The sequence below is a fragment of the Streptomyces collinus Tu 365 genome, assembly GCF_000444875.1.
Taxonomy (GTDB): domain Bacteria; phylum Actinomycetota; class Actinomycetes; order Streptomycetales; family Streptomycetaceae; genus Streptomyces; species Streptomyces collinus_A.
This window is the reverse complement of sequence record NC_021985.1, coordinates 6,279,647-6,297,327: the sequence shown is the minus strand read 5'-3', so window position 1 is coordinate 6,297,327 and position 17,681 is coordinate 6,279,647. Positions and strand designations below refer to the sequence as shown.

Below are 17,681 nucleotides of genomic sequence, written 5' to 3'. Positions count from 1 at the left end.
CTCTTAGGTCATCGCGCTGCCCCCACGAGCGTTACGCCCAATCTGCGTGGCCCGAGTCACACCCCGTAAGCGGTCAAAAGCGGTCAAACATAGACAGAAGAGATCACCCCTGCCAAGTCGGCCGTGGCCGCTTCACCGCCCGGCGGCCCGCCGCGCCGCCGGGCCCCGCCGGACACCCCATGATCCGACGAGGTCCGGCGACGGCCGGTTCCCGGAACCGGCGACGCCATGAGGACCACGAGAACGCGGCACCGCGGCGACCGCGCCGCCTTCGGCGAGGCTCAGTGCTCGCGCGGGGCGGGCACCACACGCTCCACCTCGGGGTGGACGGTCAGCAGCTGCCGCATGGCCGTCTCCGCCGCCGTGCCGTCGCCGGCGCCCAGGGCGTCGACGATCCGCGCGTGCAGCGCGAGCGAGGTCTCGTTCGGCCGGTCACAGCCCGTGACGGGGCCGCCGGAGACCTGGAGCGCCGCCGAGACGATCCCCGAGAGGTGCTCCAGCATGCGGTTGCCCGCGATCTGGATCAGCAGCGCGTGGAACTCGGCGTCGGCGCGCGAGAAGGTCAGCGCGTCTCCCTGGGCCATGGCGTGGCTCATGATCTCCACCATGTCGGACAGGCGCTGCTGCACCTCCTCACGCCCGTGGCCGGCGGCGAGGCGGGCGGCGAGCGGCTCGATCGTCCAGCGCAGCTCGCTCAGCTCGCGGCGCTGGTCGTCGCGCTGCGGCCCGAAGGCCCGCCACTCGATGATGTCCGGGTCCAGCAGGTTCCAGTCGCTGACGGGACGCACGCGCGTGCCGACGTTCGGGCGGGCGCTGACGAGGCCCTTGGCCTCAAGGACGCGGAGGGACTCACGGACGACGGTGCGGGAGACCTCGAAGCGCTGGCCGATCTCCTCCGGCACCAGCGGGCGGTCCGCACCCAGGTCACCCGAGACGATCATCTGACCGAGCTGCTGTACGAGTTGGCCGTGCAGGCCGCGGCCGCGGCTGCCCGTGGCGCGCCGGCCCACGCGGCCCAGCTCGGGTTCCCCTCCGTCCCAGGCGGGTGCTCCCACGCGGTCGGGCACCGGAGCCTCGGCGTAGGGGTAGCGGTCGAGTTCGCCCGGGCCGACCAGACCGGAGTCTGAGGAGCGGGCGGCGGTCATCATGGTGTGCGCAAGGGTACTCACGCATCCTTTGTCGGCGCCGGTTCCAACTCCCTTGAGGTCTTTGGTGAAAAGCACACGAAAGGGTGATCGCTCACCGCATCGCAATTGACGCCTTATCGGAAAGAAACGGCCTTTCTTCGGGGAGTTGTGCGCACAGCCTGACCGGAAGCGTGCGGAAGGCCGTCATCGGGCCCTGGCGCGCAGGGTGCCGGCGAGGTACGCGCAGAGCAGCGCGGTCAGCGACAACGTCAGTGCCCCGCCGACGGGTTGGGCGACGACCCGGGCCGTGGCGAGCAGGTACCTGTCGCCGCCGAAGGGCCACTGGAGCAGGAGGAGTTCCCGCATCCGCGCCGGCAGGCCCGCCGCCGTCCGCACGGTGGAACCCCCCAGCGTCAGATGGACGGCCGGGACGACGAGGACGGGTACGGCGAGCACGGCGGCGAGTCCCCCCGTGGCGGACCGGAAGACCCCGGCCGCCAGGACACCGGCCCAGGCGCAGCCGGTCACGAGCCCGAACCAACTCGCGGTCAGCGAGAGCCAGTCCGTGGGAACGTGTGTCAGCTCCCTTCCGTAGACGAGATAGAGCACCTCGGCGTCGCAGCCGAGGGTGAGGAAGGCCAGCAGCAGGGCGGTGGCTCCGGAGACGACGAGTTTCGCGGTGAGCAGCCCCAGCCGGCGGGGCACGGTGCCGCGGTCCGCCGCCAGCGCCGGGTGGCGGAACTCGTCACCGAAGGCCAGCGCGCCGAGCAGGCCGGCGGCGAGCGCCGCGGGCGGCAGCGGCAGCTCCCGCGGCCATGCGGCGAAGAGCCGCTCCTGCGGGGTGTGACCGAACCGCGCCAGGATCACGGCGGTGAGCGCGGACACCACCAGGGCGGCACCACAGGTGAGGAATCCGGTGCCGATCCCGGCCGCACGCCGCAGCTCGTAGCGCAGGGGGCGCAGGGGGCTGGGGGCGGCGCGGGGGGAGATGGGGGGCGGGAGGGTGGACAGAACCTCGGGAGTGTCCGCCGCGCCGGCGCGCGCGGGCACCGGCCGGCCGGTCCGGGTGCGGCCGCTGCCGGGGTCGCGGGTGCTGGGGTTGCGTGCGCCCGGGACGGTCGCGCCGGAGGCGTGCGTACCGGTCGCGGCCGTGCCGCCGGCCGCCGCCGGACCCCCGGAGACCTCCGCGGGAACGGTCTGCGGAATCGTGCCTGCGGGCCGGGAGTCACCGGTCGGCGACGCACCGGCTGCACCGACAGAGGCGTCACCTCCGGCTCCGTCCGGGACGGCGGCCGACGTCGGCTCGGCCTCGGCCTCACCCGGTACCGAGGTCGTGGTCGAGGGGGACGGCGAGGTGGAGGTCGACGCCTGCGCCGAGTCCGACGCGGACTGGGCCTGCGCCTCGGGCTCGACCTCCACGAGGCTGGACACCATCGGATTCTGGTCCCCGGTCACGAGCTCGGACACCGCCTGTGCGCGCCCGGCGGGCCGGCCCTCCGCCGACGAACCGAGCACGGCCCGCGTACGCCCCTCCGACGAGCGCTCGGGAACGGGCCGTTCCCGCACGGCCGTGGCCGGCTCACCGGCCACCGCCGCGACATCCCGGGACTCCGCTCCCGCGCCGGCCCCCATGTCCCCCACCTCGTCGGCGAGTTGATGGATGAGGATGCCGTGCCGGAAGGCGGTCTCACCGATGTCCGCCGTCGTGCTGCCGTACACGGAGAGGCGGTTGCCGTCCTCGCGTACGACCTCCACGGAGCGCTGCGCGGTGCGGGCCTCCTTGCTCAGCAGGACGGCGAGGCGGGCGGCCTGGGGGCTGCGGACGGCCACGCGCGGGCGCAGCCGGTTCCGCGCGAACTCACCGGCCTCCTGGTCGGCCACGAGCCTGCCGCCGTCGAGGGTGACGACCCGGTCGGCCGCGCGCGCCGCCTCCTTGGAGTCGGCCGTGGTGTACAGCACCGTGCCGCCCTGGGCCGCGTGGGCGCGCAGCATGCCGTGCATCCAGCGTGCCTCGCGGGTGGAGAGGCCGCCGGTGGGGTCGTCCAGCACGAGCGTGTGGGGGTCGGGCAGGAGGGCGCAGGCCAGTCCGAGCCTGCGGTCCATGCCGCGGGACAGGGTGCCGAGACGTTCCTCCCGGAGACTGACGAGGCCGACCACCTCCAGGACCTCGTCGGCACGGCGGACCGGAACTCCCGCTGCCGCGCACAGCATCCGCAGGTGTCCGCGCACGGAGCGCGCCGGATGACCGGGTACGTCGCCGAGGAGCACGCCGACTTCTCGCGCGGGGTGAGGAATCCGGTGCAGTGGCCGGCCTCTGAAGTAGGTGATGCCGCGCCCTTGTTGCAGTTCGAGCATCAGCCTGAGCGCCGTCGTCTTGCCGGCGCCCGCGGGACCGAGGAGCGCGGTGACCCGTCCGGCACACGCCTCGAAGGAGACGTCGTCGACGACGGGCGGGTGCGCCTTGCGGGGGATGCTGGTCAGTCCGACGGCCTGGATCACCTGCAGCAAGATAGCGCGCCGTGTCCGGTTTTCCGGGTATCACCTGATCTGTTACCGGGTGGCGCGCAACTTGGAGAGCAGTTTTCTGCGCCATTCGGGGGACCACCTCCCGGTGCGATCGCGCACACGCCCGTTCCGGCCTGCCGTGCGACGCCGGTGTCAGACCTCGGGACGGAGCATCGGAGGGTTGAGCAGGGTGGCTCCCCCGGCCCGGAAGAGCTGGGCCGGGCGGCCGCCCTGCCGGGTGGTCGTGCCGCCCGTGGGGACCAGGAATCCCGGCGTTCCCGTGACCTTGCGGTGGAAGTTGCGCGGATCGAGGGCCACGGCCCACACCGCCTCGTACACCCTGCGCAGCTCCCCGACGGTGAACTCGGGCGGGCAGAACGCCGTGGCCAGCGACGAGTACTCGATCTTCGAGCGGGCCCGCTCGACGCCGTCGGCGAGGATCTGGGCGTGGTCGAAGGCGAGCGGGGCCATGGTCTCACCGTCCCGGCCGTAGCCGCCCTGCTGGAGGAGTTCCTCGACCGGCGCCCAGCGCGCGTTGCTCGCGTCGCCGCCCGCCCGGGGCGCCGGCAGGTCCGGGGCGAGGGCCAGGTGCGCGACGCTGACGACCCGCATGCGGGGGTCGCGCTTGGGATCGCCGTAGGTGGCGAGCTGTTCCAGGTGCGCGCCGTTGTCCTGGGCCGGAGCCGACGGGTCGTGCGCGCGCAGTCCCGTCTCCTCGGCCAGCTCACGCGCCGCCGCCTGGGAAAGGTCCTCGTCGTCCCGCACGAAGCCGCCGGGCAGCGCCCAGCGTCCCTGGAACGGCGGCTCGCCCCTGCGTACCGCCAACGCGCACAGGGAATGGCGGCGCACGGTCAGCACGACCAGGTCCACGGTGACGGCGAAGGGCGGAAAGGCTGACGGGTCGTAGGGCATGCCGCGATCATAGTCGTCTGCCTGACGATAAACACTCCCTTCGCGGGCCGCGCAGGCAGCGGATCCGCTTCGTTCCGGTATGGGCGCGCGGTGCTCACCCGTCCTTCCCGTCGGTGGCGCGTCGGTGGGCGTCGTGCCAGGTCACACTCCCAGTTGCAGGTCGTCCGCCGCCTCCTCGACCATCGCGAGTCCGAGTCTGCTGACCCGCACGGCGAAGGGCGCCTCCGCCACCCGCAGCCCGGTCAGGCCGATCTCGCCGAGGGGAGCACTGCGCACCGGGCGGAGTGTGACGGTGCGGGCGGGTGCGTCGGGCCGGATGCCCGCCAGCGTGGTGAGGAGGAGGATCGCCGACGCGGCGGCGGTGGCGGCAGGTCGGCAGGCCGCCGGGTGCGGCAGCGGAGCGCTACCGGCGGAGCGCTGCTCCCCCGCGAACATCTCCGGCAGCCGGTGGCCGAAGTGCTCGGCGGCGTCCACCAGGCCACTGAGCAGGTTCGCCGCCTCCTTCTCGTACCCGGCGGCGGCCAGTCCGGCGACCGCGAGCGCGGTCTCGTGGACCCGCACGGCTCCGGTCCGGTGGCCGAACGGGTTGTGTCCCGCCTCCTTGGCGCCCAGACCTCGCAATCCCCAGCCCGCGTCCATCGCCGGGCTGCCGAGGAGCCGGGCGAGCTGTTGGGTCTGGGCGTGGTCGAGCAGTCCGGGGGCGTACCGGCCGCCACCCAGGAGGCCGGTGTCGAGGAGGTGCACGGTGGTGGAGCCGAGGTGCGGAAGGGGGCGGCCTCCCGGCGCGAGGGCCGTGGTCGGGCGTCCGCCGCTGCGGTCCTCGATCCAGAAGTCCGTGCGGAACGCCCTCCGCGCGGTCTCGGCCCACTGCCGCAGTTCCGTGCCGCCCGGTCTGCCGTGGGCGTCGAGCAGGTCGGCGCCCAGCACGGCCGCGCGGTGGGCGTGGGCCTGGGTCTCGCAGCGGATCGGTCCGCCCTGCGGCGGGTCGGGCAGGTAGGTGCCGTCGCCCACGGTGGTCCGCAGCCATGCCAGGCAGCGCTCCGCCGCGGGCAGCAGCTCCGAGGTCTCCCGCTCGGCGAGTCCCCAGCGGCGGGCCTCGGCGAGCAGGACGGGGAACAGGAGTGTGGCCTCCGTGCCCGTGCAGGCCGGCGGGAGGAAGGCGCCCGCGTCCCGCCGCGGTCCGGGAATCAGCCCCTGCCGCGTGCCCGGACCGGTGAGCTGGGTGCGGGCGAGGGCGCGCAGCGTGCCCGCTGCGAGCCGGGTACCGAGGGGAAGCGTCATACGGGCGGCGGCGAGCGCTTCGGCCGGTGCCATGCCGCAGCGCCAGGGGGCGCCCGCCGCCAGGTAGGTGTCGCAGGGGTGTCCCGGGTCGCGCAGCAGCAGGGCGTGCAGGTCGTCGACGGCCGTCCGGAGCAGGGCGGCCAGCCGCGGGTCGTCGCCGCTCGCCCGGGCAGGTGCGAGGGGACTCGTCGCGGTCCGGCCCACGGTGCGAAGCGGTCCGGTGCCGTCCGGGCGCACGCGGAGTTCCACGGCCGTCGTCGCGCCGGGCGGCAGGTCCAGTTCCCAGCGCAGCAGGCCGGCGGAGGCGAGGGCGTCGGCGGGCGACGGGTGGGCGGTGACGCAGGCTCCGCCGTCGGCCGACGTCCAGCGCAGGCCCGAGTCGTGAACGGTGGCGGGCAGTTCGGGACCGGATCTGCCCGAGGCGATGGCCCCGATGTCCGCCAGGTCGGTGCCGAGGGCGACCTCGACGGGGAGGCGCAGGGGGCGCAGGGTGGCGTTGTGCAGCGTGATGCGCTCGGTTCCGTCGGCGCCGCGGATCCGCTCGACGATGACGTCGGGGTCGGGACCCGAGTCCGGGGTGACCCGCAGGGTGCCGACGAGGCGGGCGCGGTCGGAAGCGGTCATCCGCGCCTGGACCAGGAGTGGTTCGCGTCCGGCGACGCGGACCTGGCATCGCGCGAGCAGGCGTCGGCCGCCCCGGTAGAACCCTTCGAGTCCCCGGCCCGTCAGCTGCCCGTGTTCGCCCGAGATGGCGAGGCCCGGCAGGGCGACGCAGATCAGGGTGGTGTGCGTGGGCGGAAGGTCGGACACGAGCTGGGCCGTCGGGTGCCGGCGGCGCGGTGTGGTGCCGGTAGGGGGCGTGGTGGTGGGGTGGCCCGCTCGACGGGCGGACCGGTCCGCGATCCGGAGGGCGTCCTCGGCGGACGGGACGTCGGTCGGCGCACGCGGAGGCGTCAGGGGCTTGCGGGCTGCCAGTGCGGCGGGAACAGAGCTGCCGACGCGGGCCTGGGGAAAGGGCTCGTGTCCGGCCCACGGTGGTCGGCTGTCGTCTGCGGGGGAAGGCCGAGTCGGTTGCTGATGCATGGGGTGGCCTTTTCTGCTCTCGGTGCGCCTCGGTCGTGCCGGGCGCGGGCCGACGCCCCCGGAGGTGCGGGGGTCGTGCGGCGGCACGCCCCGTCCAGGCGTTCCGCCACTCAGGTGAACGGCGGCGCGCTCGTCCTGGTCACGCCCCGGACCGGTGAAGCCGGCCGGACGACGGCGTGTCGGAGGCCGGATCGCGACGGGCGGGTCTTCCCGGCGCGCTGGGCCCCTCGGGTCGGGTGGCACCACGCGCCGGAGCGGGCGGACGCGCCGGCGGATGAGCGCGGCGCCGGGCCCGCGGCCGGTCCTCACCCGTCCCCCTCGGCCTCGCGGCGGCCGCCGGTCGCCGCGGCGTCATGGGCCGGGGCGCCTTCGGCGCGCGTGCGCGTACCGCCGGACCGTTCACCTCCGCGGCGGGTGGGTCCGGTGGCCGGCGTCCGGGTACGGGAGCCGGCCGGCCGGCGCCGGTCGGCCTCGCCACGCGGCGGGCGGGAGGCGCCGTCGCCGCCCTCGGCGGTCCGCGTGCGGCGACGGCGCCGGGGGCCACCGGTCCCTGAGGTCCGCTCCGATGGGCGAGCCTCCGCCGTGGCGGGTGATCCCGAGTCCGGCACGCTCTCGGCCGGGGGCGGCCACCGGGTGTCTTCCGGTGCCGGTACTGTCCGCTCCGTCCCTGCCGACTGCCCCGGGTCCGTCCCGTGGGACCGCACCTGCTGCGACCCGTCCGGCTGCCCCGGCTCCGTGCCTGCCGTCCGCACCTGCTCCGACCCGTCCGGTTGTGCGGGTTCCGCCGTCGGCGCGCACCCCTTGCCCGCTGTCCGCTCCGCGCGTTCCGCGCGCAGGCACCGGCGGATGGACTCGGGGTCGAGGCCGTCGTTGCATGCCTGGTGCAGGAGGCGGGCGAAGAGGTAGTCGGGGTCCGCGCCCAGTGCCATCGCGAGCGCTTCCCGGGCCTCCAGTTCGTCCCCGCCGGACCAGGCGACCCAGCCCGCCAGGGTCAGCGGGGCGGCGGCGTGCTCGCCGTAGGGCCCGACGCAGCGGCGGGCCAGGGCGCGCCAGAGCCGCAGGGCCGGGCCGGCCTCGTCTCCCTCCATCCAGGCGGCCGCCCGGTCGCGGGTCGTGCGGTCCTGGAGCCCGAGGATGAGGGTCGCCGCCTCGTCGTGGCCGAGCAGTTCGTCGTCGCGGATGTCGGCCCGGTGCGCGCCGGGGACCGGTGGTGCCGCGGTGAACCTGCGGATGATCCGATCGGCCAGTTCGAGGGTCTCCTCGGCCACGCCGGGCCGGGTGGCGTCGTCGAGGATGCGGGGCACCAGGTCCATGCCGGCCGCGTCCAGGGCGATCTCCTGTTGCAGGGCCGCGCCCGTCTCCCAGGGCAGCAGCCTGGCCCGTAGCTCGCGGAGCGTGCCGCGCACCTGGATCCCCGCGTAGGTTGCCGCGGCGGCCAGCACCGAGGTGCCCGGCAGGCCCATCGGCGTCCCGTCGTCGGGGCAGCAGCGCTCGGTCGGGCAGCAGTAGGACCAGAAGCGGCCGTCCGAGATGCACAGGGCCTCGATCACCGGCGCGTCGAGGGTGCCGCACTGCGTGCGCAGCAGAGCGATGAGCGGCCTGAGCCTGATCATCACGTCCCGGCCCGTCTCGCCGGCGCCCGGTTCCTGGCAGACGTAGGCGACCATCTGCTCCGGCTTCGCGCCGCGCCGCTCGCTGCCGGTCACCAGCCCCTGAGCCAGTTGCCGTACGGCCGCATCCCAGTCCTCGGTGGCCGCGGGGATGCCGAGCCTGGCCCGTCCGCCGAACCGGCCGCGGCCCTCCCGGTCGTGCAGGGCGACCAGCACGATGCTGTCCTCCGGCCGGTACCCGAGCAGGTAGGGAAGGGCGTCGGCCAGCTCGGCCGGGGTGCGCAGGGTGACCTGGGGGTCGTGCGCGGACCGCTCGTTCAGCGGCTCTCGTCCCAGGATGTCGCCGTTTTCGAAGGGTCCGGTGGTTTCGCCGTGATTCGTCATGCGCAGACGATCTCGCGGATTCCGACATTCCGCTTGAACCTGTGGACAACTCGGACCAGGGACACGACAAAGCCGATGTCACCCCGTCCCGCACCCCTCTCACCGCCCGGTTGTCAGTCCCGTCCTGTTGTATGGGACGCATGGAGCACACGAACAACGCGGACCTCCGGACGCAGGCCGACGCCGTCCTCGCCCGGCTCGTCGGGGACGACACGGGCGCCGCCCGGCTGCGCGAGGACCAGTGGCGGGCCATCGAGGCACTGGTCGCCGACCGGCGCCGGGCCCTGGTCGTGCAGCGCACCGGCTGGGGCAAGTCCGCCGTGTACTTCGTGGCGACCTCGCTGCTGCGGGCGAGAGGCAGCGGGCCCACGGTGATCGTCTCTCCGCTCCTCGCCCTCATGCGCAACCAGGTGGAGGCGGCGGCCCGCGCCGGGATCCACGCCCGGACCATCAACTCCGCCAACACCGAGGAGTGGGACACGGTCCAGGACGAGATCGCGGCCGGAGAGGTAGACGTACTGCTCGTCAGCCCGGAACGCCTGAACAACCCCGACTTCCGCGACCAGGTGCTGCCCAAGCTCTCGGCGGCGACCGGGCTGCTCGTCGTGGACGAGGCCCACTGCATCTCCGACTGGGGCCACGACTTCCGCCCGGACTACCGCCGGCTGCGCACCATGCTCGGCGACCTCCCGCCGGGGGTGCCGGTACTGGCGACCACTGCCACGGCCAACGCGCGCGTCACCGCGGACGTCGCCGAGCAGCTCGGCACGGGCGGCGCCTCGGACGCGCTGGTGCTGCGCGGACCCCTGGACCGGGAGAGCCTGAGCCTCAACGTGCTGCGGCTGCCCGACGCCGCGCACCGGATGGCCTGGCTCGCCGACCACCTCGACGACCTGCCGGGCTCCGGCATCGTCTACACCCTCACCGTCGCCGCGGCCGAGGAGGTCACCGCCTTCCTCCGGCAGCGCGGACACACCGTCGCCTCGTACACGGGCAAGACGGAGAACGCCGACCGGCAGCAGGCCGAGGACGATCTGCTGGCCAACCGGGTCAAGGCCCTGATCGCCACCTCGGCGCTCGGGATGGGCTTCGACAAGCCGGACCTGGGCTTCGTCGTGCATCTCGGCTCGCCGTCCTCGCCCATCGCCTACTACCAGCAGGTCGGCCGCGCGGGACGCGGCGTCGAGCACGCCGAGGTACTGCTGCTGCCGGGCAGGGAGGACGAGGCGATCTGGGAGTACTTCGCCTCCCTCGCCTTCCCCGCGGAGGACCTGGTGCGCCGCACCCTGGACGTCCTCGCCCGGGCCGACCGCCCGCTGTCGCTTCCCGCCCTGGAGCCGCTCGTGGAGCTGCGCCGCTCCCGGCTGGAGACGATGCTGAAGGTCCTGGACGTGGACGGGGCGGTCAAGCGCGTCAAGGGCGGCTGGACCGCCACCGGGCAGCCGTGGTCGTACGACGCCGAGCGGTACGCGTGGGTGGCCCGCCAGCGCAAGGCGGAGCAGCAGGCGATGCGCGAGTACGCGTCCACCACGGACTGCCGGATGGAGTTCCTCCAGCGCCAGTTGGACGACGAGGGCGCCAAGCCCTGCGGTCGTTGCGACAACTGCGCGGGGCAGCGCTTCACCGCCGACACGACCACGGCGGCACTGGACGCCGCCCGGGTCGACCTCGGTCGCGCCGGGGTCGAGGTGGAGCCCCGTCGTATGTGGCCGACCGGACTTCCCGCCATCGGCATCGACCTCAAGGGCCGGATCCCGGCCGGTGAACTGGCCTCGTCCGGGCGGGCGCTGGGCCGCCTCTCGGACATCGGCTGGGGCAACCGGCTGCGTCCCCTGTTCGCGCCGCAGGCGGTCGACGGGCCGGTCCCGGACGACGTCGCGCGCGCCGTGGTGGACGTGCTCGCCGACTGGGCCAGGGGCCCGGGCGGCTGGGCCCCGGGTGCGCCCGACGCGCAGCCCAGGCCCGTGGGAGTGGTGACCGTCGCCTCGCGCACCCGGCCGGCGCTGGTCCAGTCCCTCGGCGCCCGCATCGCCGAGATCGGCCGGCTGCCGTTGCTCGGCTCCATCGCGTACAGCGGCGACGCGTCACGGGTGCCGCGCAGCAACAGCGCGCAGCGGCTGAAGGCCCTCGACGGGGCGCTGACGGTGCCGCCCGACCTCGCCGAGGCGCTCGCCGAGGCCCGCGGCCCGGTCCTCCTCGTGGACGACTTCACGGAGACCGGCTGGACCCTCGCCGTCGCCTCGCGCCTGCTCAGACGGGGCGGCGCGAACGCGGTGTTGCCCCTGGTGCTGGCCGTCCAGGGCTGACCGGCCGCCGCGGCCGTCCGGGTGCCTGCGCGGCACGCGAACGGGCCTGGACCGGGCATCCCAGGCGTCGTCAGCGGCCCCTGCGGGTAGGGATATAAGCCACGCACCGCCAGATAACAGCCGGTGGCCCCAATTGCTCGTTGCCGCATCCCAGTTCGACAGGAAGAATTGAGGTCCGCTCCCCGCACGACTCCTCCGTGTCCCGGTTGGGCTCCGTTGCGGTGCGCGCTCCCCCGAATCAGACCTCGCCCGCAGTGTGGGCGCGTAGCCGAAGGGAGGAACGTGACCTTCGGATTCGCCTCGTCCTCGGCGGCCTCGTTGTCGACGTCCGCGTCCGCCGCTTCCGCCAGTCGCCTGCTCGAGCCCGCGGAGTGGGCAGCCGCCGGAATCCCCCTGCTGCGCAACCCCCGTGAGGTCGTCAGCGGGCTCCACGCCCGGCATCACCCCAAGCCGTCCATGGCGGTCGTGGCCGTCCTGGACCCGGAGGAACGGCTGTGCGCCAGCGCCTCGTTCGTACGGCGTCCGGCACCGGCCGACGGCTGGATGTTCCGCAACGCGCTGCTCGCCCAGTTGCGCCGGGTCATTCCGCACGACCTGCGCCGACGCACTCCGGTGCGCACCGCCGTGCTGCTCTACTGCCGTGAGGGCGAAGCGCGTTGGACGGAGGAGGACGGCGCCTGGATGTGGGGGCTGCGCGACGCCTGCACCCTGCACGGGTTGCGCTGCGGGGCGTACATCACGCTGACCGGGGACGGCTGGCAGGTGCTCGGCGAGAACCGCGGCGGCCGCCGGCCGAGCTCCCGTTCGGAGCCGGAGCCCTTCGCCCTCTCGGAGGCGCCACCGCTGGCGCCGCGCACCGGGGGCCCGGTCTCCGAGGTCCTGCGGCGCGCAGCCGCTCGCTGAGGATCCTCGTCGGCCGCCGGCCGAGCCGGAGGGCAGGGGAAGTACCCCAGGCGTCCCGGGCGTTCCTGTGACCGTCCCCAGGGACGGCGCACCCACCGCGCCGTGTTCGGGCGGGGAGGCCGCCCGGCTCGGACGCGGTTCAGGAGCGGCCGGTGATTCCCCCGTGAGCGGTCCGCGCCGTGGCACCGGCGCACACCCGCACGCCGGACGGCCGTCCCCTGGAAGGACCGGGCACCTTCGGTCGCGCCCGTGTGCGGGCATGGCGAAGGCCGCACCGTGCGGATACCCCCGTCACCCTCCCGCGCCGTCCCGGCGCGGGAGGCGGGACGTGACTCAGACGCCCGCGCCCACGGCCGCGCCCAGCACCGAGTTGATCTGCTGCGGGTCACCGCAGACGATCAGCAGAGCACCGGCCCTGGCATGGGCGAGCGGGAGGACGGTGGCGGCAGCGGCGGCGGGGCCTCCGTTGACGGCCACGACGACCACGGGGCGGGACGCGGCACGGGAGGCGATGGCGGCGTCCGTGTAGAAGACGTCGTCACCGGAGTCGTGCTGCGCCCAGTAGGCGGCCTCACCGAAGGAGAGCTCGTGCTCGGCCCACGGGTGCTGGGCGCCGGTGGTGATCACCAGCACCTCCCCGGGGGTGCGGCCCGAGTCGAGCAGCAGGTCCACCGCTTCCTCGGCGGCGTCGAGGGCACCCTCGGCCGAGGCGGGGATCAGCTGGATCTGCGGGGTGGCCGCCGAGACGGCGGGAACGGCCGGGCCCGACGGGCCTGGCTTGGCCGGAACCACGTCACGCTGCGTGCGCTGCACCGGCGGCGTGGGCCGCGGAGGGCCGGGACGACCGGGGCGGGACGGAGCCGCGGAACGGGGGCCGGGTACGGGGCGAGGGGTCGGCGCGGTACGGCCACTGGCCGGAGTGACGCGGGGACCCTGGGCACTCTCGTGAATCTGAGGCTCCTCGGGAATGAGAGGCATGAGCTGTTTTTTATCAAACGTTGATGCGGTGGGAACGACCGGGTGGCACATCAGTGCGAGCGGAACCGTCAGAAGTCGAAGCCGAGCTGACCCTCGATCTCCGGAACGCCTCCGTCCGCCCAGCTGCGGACCTTCTTGAGGTGCCGCCACTGGGGCAGCGCATCAAGATACGCCCATGACAGGCGGTGGTACGGGGTGGGTCCCCGCTCCTCCAGTGCGGCCTTGTGCACGGGAGACGGATACCCGGCGTTGTCCGCAAACCCGAAGTCTGCATGGTCGACACCCAGTTCGGCCATCATTTTGTCGCGCTGAACCTTGGCGATCACCGACGCCGCCGCGACGGCGACGCAGGAACGATCTCCCTTGATCACCGTGCGGACCTTCCACGGGGCGCCGAGATAGTCGTGCTTCCCGTCGAGGATCACGGCGTCGGGGCGCACCGGCAGGGCGTCCAGGGCCCGGACGGCGGCGAGCCGCAGCGCGGCGGTCATCCCCCGTTCGTCGATCTCCTCGGGTGAAGCATGCCCCAGGGCGTAGGAGGTCACCCACGTCCGGAGTATCCCGGCCAGTTCCGTACGGCGCTTGATGGTCAGCAGCTTGGAGTCGGTCAGACCCTCGGGTGGCCGACGGAGTCCGGTGACCGCCGCGCAGACGGTGACGGGCCCGGCCCAGGCGCCGCGCCCCACCTCGTCGACACCAGCGATGATCTTCGCTCCGGTCGTGGCGCGCAGGGAGCGCTCGACAGTGTGGGTGGGTGGTTCGTACGGCATGGCGCCCTTAGGGTACGCCGCCCGGATCACCGAGCGACACCCCGGTTCCCGGGCCGGGGCGAAGAGGGCCGGCGGGCGGGTCACGAGCCGTGCGGACGTAGCAGCGGGATCATGAGGTGGTCGACCATCTCCTCCAGATCCCGATCGCTCCATTCGCTTCTGCACATCTTGGATCGGTGCATCATCATCGCCGGGATGGCGTCCAAGACGTATCCGTCGGCCGCGTCGGGACGCACTTCTCCCCGCTCTTTTCCACGGGTCACCACGTCCCGCGACTGCTGGATGGTCGGCTCCACCACGCCGTCGAAGATCACACCATGGGAGCGTTCGGCCTACTTCTGATCGCACTCGTGAATCACGGCGCGCAGCGACCGGGTCGCGAGAACATGGCGTCGTTCACTAACGCCTCTTTGGGGGACCCATCGTGACAACCTCTCAGTTACTCCGGAGAACAGAACCGGGCGCGGCCCGCCGGGAGGGGCATCCCGGCATCGCCCTGGCCGTCCTCGCCGCCTGCCAACTCATGGTGGTGCTCGACGGAAGCGTGATCTGATCCCAGGTCCTCGACTCGCGGGCGGGGCGGCTTTGGTGACCTGCCGGCTGGTGATCCAGGCCGCATGAGCGGCCTCGGCGCCCTCGCGGGCACGGCGGGTCCGGGAATCGTCCGACCCGGCCGGGGCGGCGGCCCACCGCGGCCGGCCGGACCACTGCCCCGCGGCAGCCCCGGGACAACGGGCGACGACCACGGAGAGTTCCCGGCGGACACGAAGAGTGCCCGATGGGCGAAGGGGGGTGGCTCAGGGGCCGGACGGCACCCAGTCCGGCAGGGCCTCGGTCCGCTCCAGCCACGGCGCCGGGGGCGGTCCCGCCTTGCCGGACGCGAGTACACCGCCGACGATGGCGCAGTTCGTGTCCACGTCCCCACCCACCTGGGCGGTCGTCCAGAACGCCTTCTCGAAGTCGGCGAGCGAACGAGCGGCCGACCAGAGGGCGAAGGGGACGGTGTCGTGAGCGCTCGTGCGGCGTCCGCAGCCCAGGACGGCCGCGACCGTCCCGGCGTCGCCGTAGTCGAGCATGTCCCGGGCCCGGCGCAGGCCCGCGCCGACCGCGCTCCTGGGCACGAGGGCGATGACGCCGTCCAGCAGCGCCTCAGGGCTGGGCGGCCCGTCCGGTGCGGCGGCCAGTGCGGCCGCGGCCGCCACGGCCATCGCGCCGACCACGGCCTCGCGGTGCTGGTGCGTGGGGTAGGCGGAGATCTCCGCCTGGTGGGTCGCCTGCTCCGGATCGTCCGCGTACCAGGCGCCCAGAGGGGCGATGCGCATCGCCGCGCCGTTGCCCCAGGAGCCCTGTCCGTTGAAGAGGCCCGCGGCCAGCTCGCGCCAGTCCTGGCCTTCCCGGACGAGGCGGAGCAGCCGGTTGACCGCGGGGCCGTACCCCCGGTCGAAGTCGTGGTGGTCGGCGAAGGAGCGGGCCAGTGCGTCCTGGTCCAGGCGCTGGTGGGCGGCCAGGACGGCCACGACGGAACAGGCCATCTCCGTGTCGTCCGTCCACTGCCAGGAGCCCTCGGGGAGCTCGCGGCGCTTGAGCAGCGGGTAGTGCGCCGGGACGAAGAACTGCGAGCCCAGCGCGTCCCCCACCGCCAGTCCGCGCAGGCTGGCCAGCGCGCGCTCCAGGCGCCCGAGAGAAGAGGTGTCAGCGGTCATCGCACTGCCACTCTATCCGTTGACCCAGTACGGCACCGGGTCCCGCCAGCGCTCGAAGGGCCGGTCGAGGGCGTAGCGGCCGTCCTCTCCGAGAACGAGCATCCGCATCTCGGCGTTCCCGGGGTTCGACAGCGACTCGAATTCGGCGACCGTCCAGTGGAACCAGCGCATGCAGAACAGCCGCATGGCGAGTCCGTGCGTCACCAGGAGCACGTTCGGCGGATGGTCGGGGGCCTCGAAGCTGCGGTAGAGACTCTCCAGGAAGCCGCCGACCCGGTCGTAGACGTCGGCGCCGGACTCACCCTGAGGGAACCGGAAGAAGAAGTGACCGTAGGCGTCCCGGTACGCCTTCTGCAGGCGCACGTCGTCGCGGTCCTGCCAGTTGCCCCAGTCCTGCTCGCGCAGCCGGGGTTCCTCGCGTACGCGTATGAGGTCGGGGTCGAGGTGGAAGGCGCGGAGGGTCTCGTGGGTGCGGCGGTACGGGGAGACGTACACGCTCACGCGCTCCCGGCCGAACACCTCCCGGAGCGTCTTTCCGGTCTCCTCGGCCTGCCGCCGGCCGCGTTCGGTCAGGGCGAGAGCGTGGTCGGGCTCCCGCTCGTAGACGGAGTCATCAACATTGCCCGTTGACTCGCCGTGCCGGACAAGGACGATGCGCCGTGGTCGTGCCATGCCAAAACCCTAGTTCGGCCGGAGGGCGATCGAGCACTCCGGCGGGCTCATACGGCGTAGGTCACACGGAATCCCCCGCACATGGAGCCGCCGGGCCGTGCGCGGACCGGGCCGGGGCGCCCGGCCCCGGGGCCTGCGGACCGTCCAGCCCCTCAGACCGTCCAGGAGGGCTCCATCTCCACGATGTCACCGGTCAGGGCCGCGATGTCCGCCTCCGTCTGGGCGCGCAGGGCCAGACGCTCCACCCGCTCGGTGCGGTACTTGCCGTGCTCGGCGGCCGACCGCCACATGGAGAGCACCATGAACTCGTGCGCGGGTGCCTCGCCGAACATGCCCCGGATCATGCCGGGCGAGCCCGCCATCGCGGGATTCCAGACCTTCTCCTGCATCAGGGTGAAGTGCTCGACACGCTGCTCGTGCACCCGGCACAGGGCCACCCGGATCAGGTCCGCGTCGGTGAACCGCGGCTCGAAGCCGGTCTTCACGTCGAAGCGGTACTCGAACAGCTTGACCTGGGCGTCTTTGAAGGTGCCGGACTGGGCGGCCGCCAGACGGTCGTGCGAACGGGCCATGAAGGAGTCGTAGAAGGCGCGGCTCTCCCAGAAGGCGAACACGTGCGCCACTCCGGGCCGGTGCCGGCTCCAGCCTCCACCCTGCCCCCGAAAACCCGGCTCCCCCGGAAGCCCCGCCCATTTCCGCTGCCCCCGCTCGAAGCCGCGGCGGTCCACCACGGTGCAGCGAATCCACTTGACCAGCACCGCGCCATCGTACGGCCACCGGGCGTGGCGTCGGTCACGCTCCGGCGGAGATCGCCCGCGCATGCGCCCCGGCGCACGTGGCACGATGAGCAAGCAGCCCCGACTCCAGGGGAGTTGGGGGACAGACCCACAGGGGGGAAGGGAACGCCCGGTGCCTGGCTTCAGCAAGGGAATCCGCAAGGTCGAGGTCGCCCTGAAGTGGGACCCGAGTCCGGCGGGTCAGCCGCCCACCGATCTCGACATCGTCGCGGCGACCTTCGTGTCGGCGGACCCGTACGGGTCACCGGCCTATCTGGTGCACTTCGACAGCCGCTCCCCGGACGGCACGATCTTCCTCGACCGGGACAGCACGGACGGCCGGGGATTCGGCTGGGACGAGGTCATGCAGCTCGAGCTCGACCGGCTCGACGACCGCTACGCGCGCGTGGTCGTGGGTGTGGTCATCCAGCAGCGGGCCGGGGAGCGGACCTTCGACGGGGTGCTGAATCCGGCCATGCGCATACGTGAGGGGTACACCGTGCTCGCGGAGGACGAGTTCGGCTCGGTCGGCGGCGCCACCGCGGCCACGATCGGGGAGTTCGCGCGGGACGAGTCCGGCGGGTGGGCCTTCCGGCCCGGTGTGCACGGCTTCGACGAGGACCCGGCCGGCTTCGCCCGGGTCATGGGCAGGGCGCACTGACCCAGGCCTG

14 protein-coding genes are annotated in these 17,681 nt (G+C 73.6%); 3 read left to right on the top strand and 11 right to left on the bottom strand.

Annotated features, from left to right (window positions below):
* Positions 1 to 281: 281 nt before the first annotated feature.
* The 5 genes from B446_RS27365 to B446_RS27345 form a co-directional block, all read right to left on the bottom strand.
* On the bottom strand, positions 282 to 1,169 hold the full coding sequence (locus B446_RS27365) for a FadR/GntR family transcriptional regulator (RefSeq protein WP_078614819.1): 888 nt from the start codon (positions 1,167 to 1,169) through the stop codon (positions 282 to 284).
* A gap of 162 nt (positions 1,170 to 1,331) precedes the next feature.
* Complete coding sequence (locus B446_RS27360; RefSeq protein WP_043479194.1) at positions 1,332 to 3,626, bottom strand: ATP-binding cassette domain-containing protein; 2,295 nt, start codon at positions 3,624 to 3,626, stop codon at positions 1,332 to 1,334.
* Between the two features lie 159 nt (positions 3,627 to 3,785).
* A complete protein-coding gene (locus B446_RS27355; protein ID WP_020942665.1) occupies positions 3,786 to 4,544 on the bottom strand; it encodes an NUDIX hydrolase in 759 nt (252 codons plus the stop codon).
* A 141-nt stretch (positions 4,545 to 4,685) separates the two neighbouring features.
* Positions 4,686 to 6,635, bottom strand: coding sequence for a glycogen debranching N-terminal domain-containing protein (locus B446_RS27350; protein ID WP_020942664.1), 1,950 nt, complete (start codon positions 6,633 to 6,635; stop codon positions 4,686 to 4,688).
* A gap of 578 nt (positions 6,636 to 7,213) precedes the next feature.
* Complete coding sequence (locus B446_RS27345; protein ID WP_020942663.1) at positions 7,214 to 8,902, bottom strand: DUF4192 domain-containing protein; 1,689 nt, start codon at positions 8,900 to 8,902, stop codon at positions 7,214 to 7,216.
* A gap of 140 nt (positions 8,903 to 9,042) precedes the next feature.
* On the opposite strand from B446_RS27345, the gene B446_RS27340 reads away from it, so the two are divergent.
* Together B446_RS27340 and B446_RS27335 are read left to right on the top strand one after the other, a co-directional pair.
* Entirely contained in the window at positions 9,043 to 11,208 is a 2,166-nt protein-coding gene (locus tag B446_RS27340; protein WP_020942662.1) for a RecQ family ATP-dependent DNA helicase, read from the top strand.
* Positions 11,209 to 11,490: 282 nt separating this feature from the next.
* A complete protein-coding gene (locus tag B446_RS27335; RefSeq protein ID WP_020942661.1) occupies positions 11,491 to 12,111 on the top strand; it encodes a hypothetical protein in 621 nt (206 codons plus the stop codon).
* A gap of 333 nt (positions 12,112 to 12,444) precedes the next feature.
* On the opposite strand, the gene B446_RS27330 is transcribed toward B446_RS27335, so the two are convergent.
* The 6 genes from B446_RS27330 to B446_RS27305 all read right to left on the bottom strand — a co-directional run bounded on the left by B446_RS27330 (position 12,445) and on the right by B446_RS27305 (position 16,992).
* Positions 12,445 to 13,089, bottom strand: coding sequence for a hypothetical protein (locus B446_RS27330; RefSeq protein ID WP_078614818.1), 645 nt, complete (start codon positions 13,087 to 13,089; stop codon positions 12,445 to 12,447).
* A gap of 68 nt (positions 13,090 to 13,157) precedes the next feature.
* On the bottom strand, positions 13,158 to 13,859 hold the full coding sequence (locus B446_RS27325; RefSeq protein ID WP_020942659.1) for a ribonuclease HII: 702 nt from the start codon (positions 13,857 to 13,859) through the stop codon (positions 13,158 to 13,160).
* 80 nt (positions 13,860 to 13,939) lie between these two features.
* Positions 13,940 to 14,173: a TetR-like C-terminal domain-containing protein gene (locus B446_RS37455; protein ID WP_020942658.1), complete on the bottom strand. Its 234-nt coding sequence runs from the start codon at positions 14,171 to 14,173 to the stop codon at positions 13,940 to 13,942.
* A gap of 483 nt (positions 14,174 to 14,656) precedes the next feature.
* Positions 14,657 to 15,562, bottom strand: a complete 906-nt coding sequence (locus B446_RS27315) for an ADP-ribosylglycohydrolase family protein (RefSeq protein ID WP_020942657.1) — start codon at positions 15,560 to 15,562, stop codon at positions 14,657 to 14,659.
* Between the two features lie 12 nt (positions 15,563 to 15,574).
* A complete protein-coding gene (locus tag B446_RS27310; protein WP_020942656.1) occupies positions 15,575 to 16,234 on the bottom strand; it encodes a histidine phosphatase family protein in 660 nt (219 codons plus the stop codon).
* A gap of 152 nt (positions 16,235 to 16,386) precedes the next feature.
* On the bottom strand, positions 16,387 to 16,992 hold the full coding sequence (locus B446_RS27305; RefSeq protein ID WP_043476530.1) for a YdbC family protein: 606 nt from the start codon (positions 16,990 to 16,992) through the stop codon (positions 16,387 to 16,389).
* A 151-nt stretch (positions 16,993 to 17,143) separates the two neighbouring features.
* On the opposite strand from B446_RS27305, the gene B446_RS27300 reads away from it, so the two are divergent.
* On the top strand, positions 17,144 to 17,671 hold the full coding sequence (locus tag B446_RS27300; protein WP_020942654.1) for a TerD family protein: 528 nt from the start codon (positions 17,144 to 17,146) through the stop codon (positions 17,669 to 17,671).
* Positions 17,672 to 17,681 lie beyond the last annotated feature (10 nt).